Below are 14,682 nucleotides of genomic sequence, written 5' to 3' on the forward strand. Positions count from 1 at the left end.
GGAGCTGTGAAATATGAACCGTAAACTCTTGACTGTTTTGCTTCTTGCTTTCGTGCTCGCGGGCGGCTGCTCGTTGATCGTCTACCGCATGGTCGGGCACAAAGTTGCCGCCAGCCACGCATCGCAGACGACCCGCATTGTCGCCGCCAACGCTGACATCAAGCTGGGCACGATACTGACCGCTGCGAACCTGACTTCAGTCGACATCGCCGGTGCCGTTCCCAAGGGCGCACTGCTCAAGCCTGAGGATGCTATTGGCCGCGGGGTCATGAGCAATCTCTACCAGGGTGAGCCGATTCTCGACAACCGCTTGGCGCCAAAGGGATCCGGCGGCGGTCTGGCGGCGAGTATCAAGCAGGGCATGCGCGCCTGTGCCGTCAGGGTCGACGAAGTCGTCGGCGTGGCGGGATTCGTTACCCCTGGCATGCGCGTGGATGTTCTCGCTTCCGGCGACCCTCCGGGTAACCCCGATCCCAAGTCGGGTACGAAGGTGAAGACCCTGCTCCAGAACATCGAGGTCCTCTCGGCCGGCACCGACATCCAGAAGGACGCCGAGGGCAAGCCTGTCCAGGTGCGCGTGGTGAACCTGCTGGTTACGCCCGATCAGGCTGAAGTGCTGAGCCTGGCCGCCTCGCATGCCCAGATCCAACTCGTGCTGCGCAACCCGCTCGATACCCAGACAGCCCCGGTACAGACGACGGCGTTGGGCAACATCTTCGCGGATGGCGATCAAATTGCTAAACCAAAGAGTGCGGTTCACGTTGGCGCCAGGGTGAGTAAGCCAGTAGTGCGCAGCGTTTCCGTAGAAGTGATTAACGGCGGCCAGAGGAGTGAAAAGAAATTCTCGGCGCCTGAGGCTAGCGAATGAAAACGCAGACCCATTTATCCGGCAAGCTCGTCGGATTGCTCTTAGTTGCCTTCTCCGCATCGGTATTCGGCGCGACTCCGAAGTCCGGATCCCAGGGCGCGACCTCGCGCCAGGACGCGACCAACGATCTGGCACTGGTGGTCGGCCGCTCAGTGCTTCTCGATACGGCGCAACCGGTTCAACGCGTGGCTGTCGGGCTCGGCGACTTCGCTGAAGCCTCTGTCATCACGCCGACCGAGATCATGGTCAACGGCAAAGCGCCCGGCGAAACCACACTCATCCTCTGGGAGAGCGGCGGCAATCGCGAGTTCTTCAATGTTGTGGTGCGTCCCAGCACCGCCGCTTCGGTGGACAAACTGGAGGGTGTGCGCCGCGAGCTTCGCAGTGAGTTGCCAAATCAGAACATCAAGGTCACGCAGGAAGGCAATTCGGTTTTCCTTCGCGGCACCGTTGACAATCTGGTCAGCTCCGACCGCGCCGAAAAAATCGCCGCGACCGGCGGCAAGGTAGTCAACCTGCTCAACGTGCAGATCCCTACCTCGCGGCCGCAGATCCTGCTCAAGTGCAACTTCGCCGCGGTCGATCGCTCCAAAACGAAAGAACTCGGCATTAACATCTTCTCCACGGGCCTGGGCAATGTGATCGGTGCGATCACAACCGGTCAATTTTCGCCGCCGGGCGTAAGTTTCAACAATAGCGGCAGCGGCGGCAGCGGCGGCACATCCACCGCCACCATAGGCAACGATCTCAATCTGTTCGCCTTTTTCCCGGGGCTTGATCTCGGCGCCACCATCAAGGCTCTCGAAGATAAGGGCATCGTCCAGGTGCTCTCCGAGCCGAACGTTCTCGCGGAAGATGGCAAGCAGGGTTCGATTCTGGCAGGCGGCCAGTATCCATACCCGGTCGCGCAGAGCTCTGGCACCGGTGGTGGCTCCGCGATCTCCATCACCTTCAAAGAGTACGGCGTTCGTCTTATCTTCCTGCCGCACATCACCGCGCAGGGGACCATCGATCTGCAGGTGATCTCGGAGGTCAGCTCGCTCGACTTCGCAAACGCCGTAACACTGTCTGGCTTCACGGTTCCGGCAATCGCGCAGCGCCGCGTTCAGACGAGCGTCGAACTTGCCAAGGGACAGAGCTTTGCCATCGGCGGCCTGCTCGACAACCGCACGCAGGAAACGCTGCTGAAGATCCCATTCATCTCCAACATTCCCATCCTCGGCAAGTTCTTCCAGTCCATAAGCAAGACGAAGACGAACTCTGAGCTCATCGTGATTGTCACGCCTGAAATCGTGCAGCCCGCGTCCGAGGGCACTATTCCGAATCCAAAGTTCCCCCTGCCCTATCTGGAACCGAACTCCAATTCGCCGATGCATCATCCTGACGGCACCGGCACGGGCATCGCAACGGCGGCGCCCTCTGCGCAGGTACCGGTGTCTATGCCTGTAGAACAGCTCATTCAGAGCATGAAGGGCACACCGACGATCTCGGATCCGGGTGGCATCAACGGATCTGGCGGTGGTGAGATGGGAGGCGGCTCCGGAGCGGGATCTACTCCGCAGATGGCCCCGCCGCAACAATAGGGAAGTATTGATTGGCTGACCCGCAACCTAAACCCTCCCTGTGGAGGCGCGTCTTTCCCGCGCAGGAACCTGGCCCCGCCCGGTTCCTGCGCATTCGCAATATCACCCGTCAAACAGAGATTGGCGCGGGCATCGAGGTAGCCGATACGGCTGCCCGCCGCAACAAAGGCCTTCTCGGCCGCACCGGCCTTGAACCAGGCGAAGGCCTGTGGATCGTCCCCTGCGAGGCCGTCCACACCTTCGCCATGAAGTTCTCTCTCGACTTGATCTATCTCGATCGCAAGCGACGCGTCGTAAAGGTTCGCGGCGACGTGCGTCCCGGCCGCATTTCTGGAGCTTTCCGCTCCCACTCCGTCATCGAGCTGCCCACCGGCGCCATCGCCGCCAGCCAGACACAGCGCGGCGATATCCTCGAATTCGACTCCCTCGATTCCTGAGCGTGCCGCTCTCATAAGTCGCAGATCCGAATTTCCCAGATATCTAAAGCTCGGCTCGCCAGTCCGCTGCCTGTCATCTCTGCCAGGTCGTTAACTTCTCCTAACTCTGGGTAGCTCCGATTCAGGTTCCCAAATTGGAACGAAGTGACTGATTGGGAAGGGGATAGCACTAAAGTGTTGTGTACGCGTCGACACTCGCCGCAAACACGTGTATACACCCGGGAACATCTCCGGCCTCGATATAGGACCCATCGGATCGTAACTTATTGATTTCGCTCTTGATCCCAAGTTGGCATACCGATTGCAACCCTATGTGCAACCCCGGCTTCCGCCGGAATTCCTAAAACCCACGGGGAGAAAAAATGAAGGACACCATGCTCAAGCTGTACATCAAGATGCAGAACCTGAAGAGCTCGCTCATGCAGGAAGAAGGTCAGGACCTGGTTGAGTACGCGCTCGTTGTCGCCTTGATCGCTCTGGCCGCCACCGCCGGTATGCGAGTTCTTGCCAGCGACATCAACAATGCCTTCTCGGGCATCGGCAACACCCTCAACACCGATATGTAATCCGTTCCAGGGCCTCAATAAGGCCCAGGTCCCCAATGTCCGTGGGGGGGACGACAGCGCGTTACCCCCAGGCGGCGCTTTGTCGCTCCCCCCACGCAACTCCGGAACATGCGAAGCGGTTGCCGGCCGGGCCTTCCTCCCCCACCAACTTGAGGCCCTTCATCGAGCGAGTTTTGGCCGCGCCGTTTCGCATCGCTCCGCCAGAGATAACTCACCACGCCGTCGCCGCACGTGATCAATCCACACACCGCATCCGGGGCATTTTTTGACGTGACGTTCTCAAAGACACTTTCGCGCCGAAAAACAGCTCTCTGCCTTGTGCTCGCCGTCCTCTTTTCCGCGGCATGGGGATACTGGCTCAACCACGGCAGGCATGGTGGAAACGTCGTAGACTTCAGGGCTGTCTACTACGGCGCCCGCACAGCCATCAATCATCACGATCCATATAGCGTGCAGGAGTTCCTCCAGGTTTACCGCCAGGAAGGCGGCACCGTTCCCGCCGAGCCGGCGCGCATGCGCGGATTCATGGGGGCTGTCCCCATCTGCGTCAATCTGCCCTCGACTCTTCTGGTCGTTTCGCCCTTCGCAGCGCTCGGCTGGGCGCCTGCGCTAATCATCTGGATGTCTCTTCTCACCGCCGGCCTCGCCATCGCTGCATGGCTCATCCTGGATCTCGCTGGAAACCGAGCACCCGCGTTCGCCCTCACCCTGGCGTGCGTCATTCTGGCAAATTGCCAAAACCTCATGCAGATCGGCAATAGCTCCGGCGTTGCCGTCAGCCTCTGCATCGTCGGCGTATGGTGCTTCTTCAAGCAGCGCTACAAGTGGTTAGGCATCGTTTGCTTCGCCCTCGGACTCGCCCTCAAGCCCACCGAGGTAGCGCCAATCTGTCTTTTCCTCCTGCTCGCACGCGGCGCATTCCGGCGTCGTGCCTGGCAGGTTTCGGCATTGGCTCTCGTTCTGTTTGCGATCGGCACCGTCTGGGTGGCGCAAGTTTCGCCCCATTGGTTCCAGGAATGGCGCATGAACGTTGCGGCCACCTCCGGTCGCGGGGAGCTGAACGACCCCGGCCCCACTTCGTTCGGCAATGGCGGCGCGGGAATGATCGTCAGCCTGCAGTCTCTCCTCAGCTTCTTCCGCGATGATCCGCACTTCTACAATCCCGCGGCACTCCTTCTGGCCGGCGGCCTCCTTCTCGTCTGGTGCATCATCACATTCCGTTCGCACCTCAATGAAGAGGGAAGATGGCTCGCGCTTGCTTCTCTGGCCCCGTTGAGCCTGCTGCCTGTCTATCACCGGCAGTACGACACCAAGCTGCTTCTGCTCTGCATCCCAGCGTGCGCCGCACTTTGGGCCAGTGGGGTTACAGCGCGCAAAGCGGCCGCCGCGTTCTGTGCAATCGGCATAGTCCTCACATGCGATATCTCGAGTGCAGCGCTCATCGTAACGAGCAAAGGACTCCACCTCTCGCAGGACCACCTGGCAGGCAAATTCGCTGCAGCCTTTATGACTCGAAGCCCCGTGTTTGGTTTGCTCCTGGTCAGCGGTTTCTCTCTGGGTGCATATATCCAGCACGCACGGCTCGCAAGAGCCAAAGCCTTGGAGAGGACAGACCCCGAACTAGAGATGGTGAGTTTGGCATCATGACGACATTCAACCCAATCTCGCGCCGGAACGCCCTGATCTGTTTGATCCTCTCAGCCTCGCTGTCCATTGCGTGGGCCTTGGCGATCGACACCTCGAGGCACGGCGGCGCCCTGGGCGATTTCCGGGCCATCTACTATGGCGCGCGGACAGCCATCAATCATCACGATCCATACAAGCCGGATCAGTTCCTTCAGGTCTACCGCCAGGAAGGCGGCAATTTCCCCACTGAGCCGGACCGCTTGCGCAGCTTCTCGCGCGCTGTTCCCGTTTGCGTGAATCTGCCCACAACGTTGTTGGTCGTGCTGCCCCTGGCCTTGCTCAGTTGGGTGCCCGCGCATTTCATCTGGATGGCCCTACTGCCGGCGAGCCTGATCATTGCTGCCTGGCTCATGTGGGATCTTGCGGAAACCCGCGCGCCCGGCTTCATCCTTTTCCTGAGCTGCCTCCTCCTCGCGAATTGCGAAAACCTGCTGTTGCTCGGCAATGGATCAGGCATGGCCATGAGCCTCGGTGCTATCGCGGTCTGGTGCTTCCTCAAGCAGCGGCACGAGATCCTGGGCATCGTCTGCTTCACGCTCGGCCTCGCTCTCAAGCCGCAGGAAATCGGCCTGATCTGGCTCTTTTTCCTGCTTGCCGGCGGCACGTATCGCAAGCGCGCCTGGCAAGTGGCGGGAGCGGCAACAGTAGTCGCCACCCTGAGCCTTTTGTGGGTCTCGCAGGCCTCGCCGCATTGGATCGAAGAGTGGCGCGCCAACATTGCCGCGACCTCCATGCGCGGCGACTTGAATGATCCCGGCCCCACGTCGATCGGCAATCAAGCCGTCGGCATGATCGTCAGCCTGCAATCGGTCATCAGCTACTTCTGGGACGATCCGCACATCTATAATCCTGTCGCACTCCTCATCGGAGGAGCGCTCATCCTGATCTGGTGCATCGTCACCGTTCGCTCGCGCCCCTCACGTGAGGGAGCGTTGCTGGCCATTGCCTCCATGGCGGCCCTGAGCCTTCTGCCCATTTACCACCGTCAATACGACACCAAGATCCTACTCCTAACTCTTCCTGCCTGCGCACTGCTCTGGGCACAGAAGAGCCCGCTGCGCAAACTCGCGACCGCCATAACTACTGTAGGAATCATCTTCGTCTCCGATATTCCCGTCGCCAGCATGGTCATGCTCAGGAAGAGCCTCAATCTTCCACTCGACCAGTTCCATGGGCAGTTGTTCTCAGTGCTCCTCGGCCGCACCCCCACGCTCGCACTACTTCTTGTGGGCAGCTTCTACCTTTGGGCCTACGCCAAATACGAAGTGATGGACAGGGCGAAGGCATCTGCGTCTGCTGAGACAGAGCCAGAGCTGGATATGGCCGCACTCTCCGCGTAATCAAACCGCTTCTTGATCGATCGGCTTCGCCGTGGTCTATTAAGAATCACGATGCAGACCTTTGAAGCCTTCATCGACTCAACCCATCCCGATGCGCCCGTCAGGGGCTACCTGCACCGACCCCCCGATCCCGCCGCAGACTGCCTCATTCTCACCCACGGCGCCGGCGTGAACTGCCAAGCGCCGCTCCTCGTCGCATTAGCGGATGCATTCTGCGCAGCCGGCATCACCGTCCTTCGCTGCGATCTTCCGTTCCGCCAGGCCCGTCCCTCCGGCCCACCTCCGCGCGGCGCCGCGGAACGCGATCAAGGCGGCCTGCGCGCCGCTGTCGAAGCCATGCGCCGCATGAATCCGCGTCACGTCTTCCTCGGCGGCCACTCCTACGGAGGACGCCAGGCATCCATATTGGCGGCGAGCGATCCCCGAATCGCCGACGCCCTCCTCTTGCTCTCCTATCCTCTCCATCCGCCCAAACAACCCGCCCAGCTGCGAACAGCGCACTTTCCCTCGCTGCAGGTGCCTGCTCTCTTCGTTCACGGAGTCCGCGACGGCTTCGCAACCTCCGCGGAGATGGAGTCGGCCCTCAGCCTCATCCCCGCGCGTACTGAAATCCTCTCCGTCGTCGGGGCAGGGCATGAGCTCATGACGAAGACCAACCGCGACAACCTCATCGCACAGGTAACAAACAGGTTTGCCGCGTTCACGCATCCAACTGCCTGATGACGACCTCCGCGAAATCCCGCTCTCAGTCGGCCAAGGCGGTCGACCGCCAGCTCGCGCGTTATCGCGAGATGCGTGACTTCCACATCACCGCGGAGCCGCGCGGCGACGGCGCACCAGCCACGAAGACCAATGCGTTGCCGTTTGTAGTGCAAAAGCACTCCGCCACGCGCCTTCATTACGACTTCCGCCTCGGCTGGAACGGAGTGCTCAAGAGCTGGGCAGTCACCAAGGGCCCCAGCTACTACACCGGCGACAAGCGCCTCGCTGTCGAAGTGGAAGACCACCCCATGGAATACGGCGGCTTCGAAGGCAGCATCCCCAAAGGCCAGTACGGTGGCGGCACCGTCATGGTGTGGGACTTCGGGGAGTGGGAACCCCTTGGAGATGTCGACAAGCAGCTGGCCGAGGGCAACCTGAAATTCGTGTTGAAGGGAACCAAGCTAAAAGGGAAGTGGGCGCTCATTCGCATGAAACCCAATCCGGAGCGCGACCGTTCCGGCAAGCCGAACTGGCTCCTGCTCAAGGAGCGCGACGAATACGCGCAGCACGAAGAAGGCCCGTCCATCACGGAACTCGCCCCCAACAGCGCGCTAACCAAGCGCTCCATTGAAGAGATCGCCGCAAGCGAAGATCACGTGTGGGATTCGCGGAGCGGCCTTCGCAAATCCGAAGACAACGGCGCGCGCAAGTCGCCGGCGCAAAAAGCCAAAACGCAGGACCGGAAAGTCAAGTCCCTCGACAAGCTGCTGAAGGACATCCCGCGCGAAAGCTATCCGGGATTCATTCCGCCGCAGCTTGCCGAACAATCGCGCTCATCGCCCTCGGGCAACGATTGGGTCCACGAACTCAAGCTCGACGGATACCGCACCCAGATCCACGTGCGCGCTTCCACACAAAAGGGCGGACCAACCAAGGCGCGCATCTTCACCCGCAAAGGCCTTGACTGGACCGCGCGCATGCCCAGGCTCGCAGAGGCCGCGGCAACGCTGGGTGTCGAAAGCGCCATACTCGACGGCGAATTAGTCGTGCTCGACCACAGCGGCAAAAGCAGCTTCTCCGATCTGCAGGCCGCGTTTCAGGAAAGTAAAAAAGTTGACCTCGTTTACTTCGCCTTCGACATCCTCCATCTGAACGGCCACAACCTGCGCGGCCTGCCTCTGCTCAAACGCAAAGAGATTCTCCAAAAGCTTCTACCGCCTGACGATCCAACCCTGCGCTTCTCGGAACACATCCGCAGCGATGGCGAGCATGTATTCCAAAAAGCCTGCGAGCTCGGCGCCGAAGGAATCGTCTCCAAGCAAGTCGCGGCTCCCTACATCTCCGGCCGCGGTAACACATGGCTCAAACGGAAGGGAAGTCTCAGGCAGGAGTTCGTCATCGGCGGATTCACTCCGGTTTCAACTACAGGCCGCGGTGTGGGCGCTTTGGTGCTTGGCTACTACGACGACAAGGGCAAGCTCATCTACGCTGGCCGCACTGGCACGGGCTTCTCCCAAGCAACGGAGCGCATGCTGCGCGTCCGCCTCGATGCGCTCGTGCAGAAGGCGCCCAGCTTCGCTGAACTGCCGCGTGAAGCCCGCGAGAACGCCACCTGGGTCAAGCCCGAACTCGTCGCCGAAGTTCATTTCGCGTCGTGGACCAAGGACAATCTGATCCGCCAGTCCTCCTTCAAAGGCCTTCGCGAAGACAAGCCCGCAAACGAGGTTGTCCGCGAAACATCGTTTGCCGATGTCGCGCCGTCTACTTCTCCTGTGAGGTCCTCGGTGAAACACGCCCCCGCCAAAGCTGCTCCCAAAGCAGCCAGATCAGTTCCAAAGCCCGATCTCCCCATCCCCATCTCGCGGCCCGACAAAGTGCTTGACGAAACCAGCGGCATGACGAAGCAGGACCTTGCTGAGTATCTCGTCGCAGTAGCCGACCGCATGCTCCCCCACATCGCCGATCGCCCCATCAGCATCCTGCGTCTCCCTAACGGAGTCGGCAAACAATCATTCTTTCAGCGCCACGTCAGCGCGGGCCTTCCTCCCGGCGTTCACACCATTCCCGTGGCCAGCAGAAAAACCGGCGAACACACCGACTATCTCTACCTGAACTCCGTTGAGGGTCTCGTCGGCATGGCGCAGATGGGCGTCCTCGAAATTCACCCTTGGGGATCGAAGATTGACAACGTCGACAAGCCCGATCGCATCATCTTCGACCTCGACCCCGACGAGGCGATCCCCTGGTCCACACTCTCCGAGGCCGCATTCGACATCCGCTCGCGCCTCAAGCGCCTCGGCCTCACAAGTTACGTGAAGAGCACCGGCGGCAAAGGCCTGCACGTCGTCATCGCCATCGAGCCGGAACACGGCTGGGCCACCATCAAGCAGTTCGCGCACAACGTCGTTCTCCAAATGGAGAAGGACAATCCGAGCCTCTACCTCACCAAGATGTCGAAGGCCGCGCGCAAAAACCATATCTACCTCGACTACCTTCGCAACGACCGCGAATCCACCGCCGTCGCGCCATTCTCAACCCGCGCGCGCCCCGGCGTCCCCGTCGCCGTCACGCTCGACTGGAAGGAAATCAAGGCGGACTCTCGCCCGGTCTTCCACGTCTGCGATCTCGACCAGTGGCGCGCCCGACTGCGCAAAGACCCGTGGAAGGAAATGCTCACCTCGCCGCAACGTCTAACCAAAGAAATGCTTCTATCTGCAGGTGTGAAGCTTTGAAGCCAACGAAGAAATGGCGAAAGCCCGGCGTTTTACGTTGATTTCACTTCAAATGCAGCAATGATTGCGATAAACTCCACACTCTACGGGGTCTAATTCGAGCACGGCACGAGTGCTCGAGGGGGTCAGAATGGCACGTCCCTATTGGACGGGAAACCTGCAGATATCGCTTGTCTCATTTGGTGTCAGTCTCTATGTAGCAACCGAGACCAAAAGCCAAATCAGCTTTCACCAGATCAGCCGCCGCACCGGCGAGCGTATCCGCCACCAGAAGGTGCTTGAGAGCGCCGTCGAAAACAACGAGCCCAGCACAGCCGTCGAGAAAGACGAGATCGTCAAGGGCTACGAGTACCGCAAGGGCCAATACGTCATCATCGAACCGTCCGAGCTTGAGAACCTCCGCGTCCCCTCCAAGCACACCATCGCGGTTTCGCAGTTCGTCGACCGGGCCGACCTCAATCCCGAATACGTTGAGAAGCCTTACTTCGTCCTGCCCGAGAACGACGCGCAGACCGAATCCTTCAACACCATCCGCGAGGCTCTGCTCAAGACCGGCAAAATCGCCATCGGCAAGGTCGCATTCTCCGGCCGCGAGAACATCGTCGCCGTGCTACCGGCGCCCGGCGATAAAGGCATGATGGCCTACACGCTTCGTTATCAGAACGAGCTCCGCAACGCGGCTGACTACTTCCGCGACATTAAGGCCACCGCAGTCGACGAGGATTCGCTCGGGCTCGCCGAAATGCTCATTAAGAAAATGAGCACGAAATTCGACCTCAGCAAATTTGAGGACGGCTACGAAACTGCGGTCAAGGCTCTCGTCGAGGCGAAGGTCAACAACATGCCGATCCCCACCGAGGAAGCGCCCAAGCCGCAGACCGGCAAGGTCATCAACCTCATGGACGCGCTGCGCAAGAGCATCGGCGACGATTCTCGTTCCACTAAGAAGCCTCCCAAGAGCGAGAAGGAACCGCAGCCCGGCAAACTCGGCCTCGTCAAGGGCCAGAGCAAAGCGCCCGCCAAACGCAAATCCGCCTGAGTTGGAGTCCCCATGCAACTCGTCATCAAAGTCGACCTGGACAAGACACAGCTGTCCCTGCCTGAAATCTTCAAGCTCATCGGAGACTGCGCCGCGCGCGAAGAGGTGAGGGAAGAGCCGCAGTTCGGCGGGGAGGGCTTGATTCGTGACAGCCGCTCCCACGCCATCGGCGAATGGGCCATCGAGGACGAAGAGACCGAACGTCCCAATCCGCTCGAGTCCCCCTATCGCGCTGCCGCAATCGCTCGCTACGTGCGCCCCGGCCAAATTGAAGTCGACCGCTTCGCATCGGTCAGCACAGCGGACAACGGCGCGTTCGTCCAAGGCTGGCTCTTCGTTCCCCAATCCGAAATCGGATCGAGCGGAGCCGACGCACTCCCGCCACGCAAACCGCCGCAGTCCATTAACTCCACACCCACCGCCGGCCGCCGAGCCGTATAACCGGTCAAACGGAGCATTAAACGTAGCACCGGACTGTCAGAGTTCTCCGCCTTCAAAAGCGAGGCGCCGCCACCTCATTCCAAACGTGATGGATGCCGGTCTTGCTCCCAATGCGTGGTGACGGGCGGATCGCGCGTGCTGTTCCCACAGGCGCCACAGGGCGCCCAGAGGTACGTGGCTGCATGCCCGAAGATACCGATGCCGTATACGGCAGCGGTGCTGGTTCCTTGATCGCACTGAGATCCACGATCGCGATTCCCGTTCCCGTCTTCCCTGTGATCGCCAGGAGGATGTTGTCCTTCCCATCTCCGACCAGGGCGTCATAGTTCTGTGAGAGCTCCACCGGAAGCGCGATACGGGTCAGCAGCTTGCCCAATCTCCCATCAAATACATCGATGCCGTTAGTTCCGGGTTGAAACAGGAGCGTGCCGTCGCCGCTCAACTGCGCGCCGTAGACATAATCCACCACCATCATCTCGGCGTCGTTCAAGGTCAGATAAGACTTGGCGCTCAGATTTGTGTCGAAGAGATAGCTGCCAGCCGCAAGCGTCTTCTGGTCAGCTGAGAGCGCCAGCTCGTAGTCTCCCCCGCAGCACTCCGCGCCGTTTGCTGACCACGTAACGGCGTCCGTCGCCGTATCCACAGTGAACAGTCCACCCATATCGTTGAAGAACACCCGCGAATTATCCGACAGAATCGCGACCTTATAGAACGGACGCAAATCTCCCAGGATGCGATAATCGGTCACTGCGCCGGACGTCGAATCGATCTTGTAGAACGAGTCGAATCCTTCATGGTTCACAGCCGCGGCAAAGTAGATCATTCCTGAGTCGCTGACGGCGATCCCTGCCGGCAATGCCGTGCCTGAGTCCGAGGGGCCGCCCGCAAAGTACGGATGGTTGAATACGAAAGATTGAACGCTGCCCGGAGAATCCGGATGGAGCAGGTAAATCATGCCCGCGCCTGCGTCGGAAACCGCCAGCTTGCTGCCGTCGGGTGAAAGAGCAATCCCCCACAGCCGATGCGCCCTCCCTGTTGCGGCGCCCGGCACGCTGATTGAAGGGAGCCACGCCCCGCTGCTTCGAGAGTAGACCCGTATTTGCGATGCGTCGGTGAAGTAGTAGACGTCCCGCTTCGGGTCGTAGAGTCCCTGTGCCAAGGAAGCAGTTCCAGACAGAGTGACAGGCTGCGTCGCAGGCAGATAGTGCAGTCCTCCTGATAACTCCACAGATCCTGCGTCCGAAGTAATCTTGATATCGGCGTCCGTCCCAGCAGTTCCCGCTGGCAACGTGAAAGAAAACGACTGAATCTGCCACGGCGCTGAGGAAACATGATATGGATTGTCCGTATAGGCGGTAATGGGCGCGGGTTTGCCATTCACCTCGATCTGCAGATTCGCCGGAATCTGGTTGGGAGGAGTTGTTCTCGGCCCAAAGCCGAAACCATAGACAACCGCCGCGCCGCCGCCTTCCGCCGCGGCGCTATCCGGGGTGATTTGGAGAACGCTGGGCCCGTAACTGAACGCGTACGGAAGGTATTGCATGCCTCCGTCGGTAAGCAACGTAACCACATCAACTGGCCCCGGTTGGCCGGGCGGCGTAGTGGCAGTAACATGCGACGGAACCCCTCCGATCGCCGCCTGCTTCTGCCCAAAGTAGACTGCGGCAAAGTTTGCAACGTGAAAGAACGAGTTGTCGACAACCGTGCCGCCCTCCAGCGCCCCCGCTGGCGGATCGACATAGTCTGCGACTGAAGCTGTTCCTTCTGCGCCGGTTCGCATGGCGGCGGTGTCCAGAATCCCGATCCCCTCGACCATGACGCCGGCGAGTTGCCCGCTGTTATCGATGGCGCTGATCCAGGTGCCGAGTACGCTTGATCCCCCGAGGCTCAGGTCCGGTAACCAGCCAGCCTGGCTGCCGCTCCCAAGATCGTATGCTCGAACAATTCCTCCCAGCAGTTGCGGCGCAATAAAGACGGTCTTGGAATCGGGACTGACCACCATCATCGCTCCCGCGTCCGTTTTTACCGGAAAGGACCCAGTCTCCGCGAGTGTAACCGCATCCAGTACGAGCAGTTGAGCCGGATTGCCGGCTTGAAGAACGAGCAGCGATTTCCCGTCAGGCGTTACGGCTAATCCACTTACATACGTTCCACTTGAAGTCATCTGGCCCGAAACCGGGTCGAGCGCGCAGAGCGTGGGGCCGTTGCTGATCACCACCCGCCTTCGATCGCCTGTAACTTCGAAATCAAAGACAGCGTTCAGATCGCATCCGGCCGGCGCCGGGTCGTACCTCGACTCGAGCACATTATCTTTGGGATTCCAGATCGCGAAGCTGTTGTAGCCCACTATGGTGCGGTCGCCGCCGGAGCCCCCTAGCAGGGCGAGATCTCCGTTGGCGAGCACCCTGACTGAGTAAGTTGGATATCCAGTGGCGCCAATCTGCGCGGCAACATAGCGGTGCTTGATCGCCATCGCTACCGGGTCGATCGCGTAGATGTCCCCAATCTCTTGCGTTCCCACGTAGAGAGTGCTGTGGTCCGGCGTCACGTCCATTCCGTATGCGCCCGGAACAACAATCGATCGCAATAGTTTGTGAGTCGCCGCATCGATGACAAACACCTGGCTCGAACCCGCATCACTCATGAAGAAGCGGTTCGTTCCGGAATCAAACACCACGGTAAATGGCAGCACCGCGTCGGTTCGAACGTACCCCGTGCGCGTCCGGCCGATATTCCCGGCGAACGGCGATAGGTCGAGGCTTAGCGTCGTCGATTTCTTGCCGACCGTTCCCGCGCCGTCGATGGTGACAGCTGCCGTGGACGCGGCGATATATGGAGCGGCGGTGAATGTGAACTTCTGCGAGTCACCCGGCCGCAGCAGTGCGCTCGCCGGCGAAACCGAGACCCCGAAAGGCAGGGTGCCGACAGCCACATTCACATCCGATGTGTAGCCGTTCTCTCCTGTCACCGTCGCCGTGACCGAGCCTGAAGTAGCGCCCGAGATATTCAGAGTTGAACTCGAGAGGGAAAGGCTAAACGCTGGGGTCGGCTGCGGGCCGCTGGAGCCTCCCGAGTTTCCCCCGCTCCCGCAGCCGGCAATCAATAGGAGAGAAACGATCGAGAAGGGAATTGCTAAGTGATAAGTTCGACAGGAAAACACGCACAAATGCCCCAACGGTCTGCGACCCAACTGCGCCATTGAAATGGTCCTTTGATGAATGACGTAATTCTGTCATATGTCCGGTGCTCGCACAATCCCCGGTCACGAAATGCCGCGCGGAAGCCGCG

11 protein-coding genes are annotated in these 14,682 nt (G+C 60.2%); 10 read left to right on the plus strand and 1 reads right to left on the minus strand.

All coding sequences use genetic code 11. From position 1 onward, the window contains the following. Nucleotides 1–13: 13 nt before the first annotated feature. The 10 genes from cpaB (at nucleotide 14) to MOP44_RS21320 (ending at nucleotide 11,394) form a co-directional block, all read left to right on the plus strand. Nucleotides 14–868 (plus strand): Flp pilus assembly protein CpaB, encoded by an 855-nt coding sequence (gene cpaB / locus MOP44_RS21275; protein WP_260792412.1) that lies wholly within the window; start codon nucleotides 14–16, stop codon nucleotides 866–868. Next, nucleotides 865–2,451, plus strand: a complete 1,587-nt coding sequence (locus MOP44_RS21280; RefSeq protein WP_260792413.1) for a type II and III secretion system protein family protein — start codon at nucleotides 865–867, stop codon at nucleotides 2,449–2,451. The genes cpaB and MOP44_RS21280 overlap by 4 nt, the downstream gene beginning before the upstream one ends. A gap of 11 nt (nucleotides 2,452–2,462) precedes the next feature. Next, entirely contained in the window at nucleotides 2,463–2,888 is a 426-nt protein-coding gene (locus MOP44_RS21285) for a DUF192 domain-containing protein (protein ID WP_260792414.1), read from the plus strand. Nucleotides 2,889–3,250: 362 nt separating this feature from the next. Then, nucleotides 3,251–3,454, plus strand: coding sequence for a Flp family type IVb pilin (locus tag MOP44_RS21290; protein WP_260792415.1), 204 nt, complete (start codon nucleotides 3,251–3,253; stop codon nucleotides 3,452–3,454). Nucleotides 3,455–3,772: 318 nt separating this feature from the next. Continuing rightward, nucleotides 3,773–5,101: a glycosyltransferase family 87 protein gene (locus MOP44_RS21295; protein WP_260792416.1), complete on the plus strand. Its 1,329-nt coding sequence runs from the start codon at nucleotides 3,773–3,775 to the stop codon at nucleotides 5,099–5,101. Then, nucleotides 5,098–6,480: a glycosyltransferase family 87 protein gene (locus MOP44_RS21300; protein WP_260792417.1), complete on the plus strand. Its 1,383-nt coding sequence runs from the start codon at nucleotides 5,098–5,100 to the stop codon at nucleotides 6,478–6,480. Before MOP44_RS21295 ends, MOP44_RS21300 begins: the two co-directional genes overlap by 4 nt. 51 nt (nucleotides 6,481–6,531) lie before the next feature. Next, nucleotides 6,532–7,200: an alpha/beta hydrolase family protein gene (locus MOP44_RS21305; protein WP_260792418.1), complete on the plus strand. Its 669-nt coding sequence runs from the start codon at nucleotides 6,532–6,534 to the stop codon at nucleotides 7,198–7,200. Further along, the gene (gene ligD, locus MOP44_RS21310) at nucleotides 7,200–9,914 is read left to right on the plus strand and encodes a DNA ligase D (protein ID WP_260792419.1); all 2,715 of its coding nucleotides are present in this window, start codon (nucleotides 7,200–7,202) and stop codon (nucleotides 9,912–9,914) included. Before MOP44_RS21305 ends, ligD begins: the two co-directional genes overlap by 1 nt. 130 nt (nucleotides 9,915–10,044) lie before the next feature. Further along, nucleotides 10,045–10,953, plus strand: coding sequence for a non-homologous end joining protein Ku (gene ku, locus MOP44_RS21315; RefSeq protein WP_260792420.1), 909 nt, complete (start codon nucleotides 10,045–10,047; stop codon nucleotides 10,951–10,953). A 12-nt stretch (nucleotides 10,954–10,965) separates the two neighbouring features. Then, nucleotides 10,966–11,394 (plus strand): hypothetical protein, encoded by a 429-nt coding sequence (locus tag MOP44_RS21320; protein WP_260792421.1) that lies wholly within the window; start codon nucleotides 10,966–10,968, stop codon nucleotides 11,392–11,394. Nucleotides 11,395–11,446: 52 nt separating this feature from the next. On the opposite strand, the gene MOP44_RS21325 is transcribed toward MOP44_RS21320, so the two are convergent. Beyond that, nucleotides 11,447–14,362: a hypothetical protein gene (locus MOP44_RS21325; protein WP_260792422.1), complete on the minus strand. Its 2,916-nt coding sequence runs from the start codon at nucleotides 14,360–14,362 to the stop codon at nucleotides 11,447–11,449. Between the last annotated feature and the right edge of the window lie 320 nt (nucleotides 14,363–14,682).

Source organism: Occallatibacter riparius, assembly GCF_025264625.1.
GTDB lineage: Bacteria > Acidobacteriota > Terriglobia > Terriglobales > Acidobacteriaceae > Telmatobacter > Telmatobacter riparius.

Bases quoted from the DNA above. Each gene is read 5' to 3' on its own strand.
- cpaB (WP_260792412.1), top strand. From the start codon at position 14: ATGAACCGTAAACTCTTGACTGTTTTGCTTCTTGCTTTCGTGCTCGCG.
- MOP44_RS21280 (WP_260792413.1), top strand. From the start codon at position 865: ATGAAAACGCAGACCCATTTATCCGGCAAGCTCGTCGGATTGCTCTTA.
- MOP44_RS21290 (WP_260792415.1), top strand. From the start codon at position 3,251: ATGAAGGACACCATGCTCAAGCTGTACATCAAGATGCAGAACCTGAAG.
- MOP44_RS21300 (WP_260792417.1), top strand. From the start codon at position 5,098: ATGACGACATTCAACCCAATCTCGCGCCGGAACGCCCTGATCTGTTTG.
- MOP44_RS21305 (WP_260792418.1), top strand. From the start codon at position 6,532: ATGCAGACCTTTGAAGCCTTCATCGACTCAACCCATCCCGATGCGCCC.
- ligD (WP_260792419.1), top strand. From the start codon at position 7,200: ATGACGACCTCCGCGAAATCCCGCTCTCAGTCGGCCAAGGCGGTCGAC.
- ku (WP_260792420.1), top strand. From the start codon at position 10,045: ATGGCACGTCCCTATTGGACGGGAAACCTGCAGATATCGCTTGTCTCA.
- MOP44_RS21320 (WP_260792421.1), top strand. From the start codon at position 10,966: ATGCAACTCGTCATCAAAGTCGACCTGGACAAGACACAGCTGTCCCTG.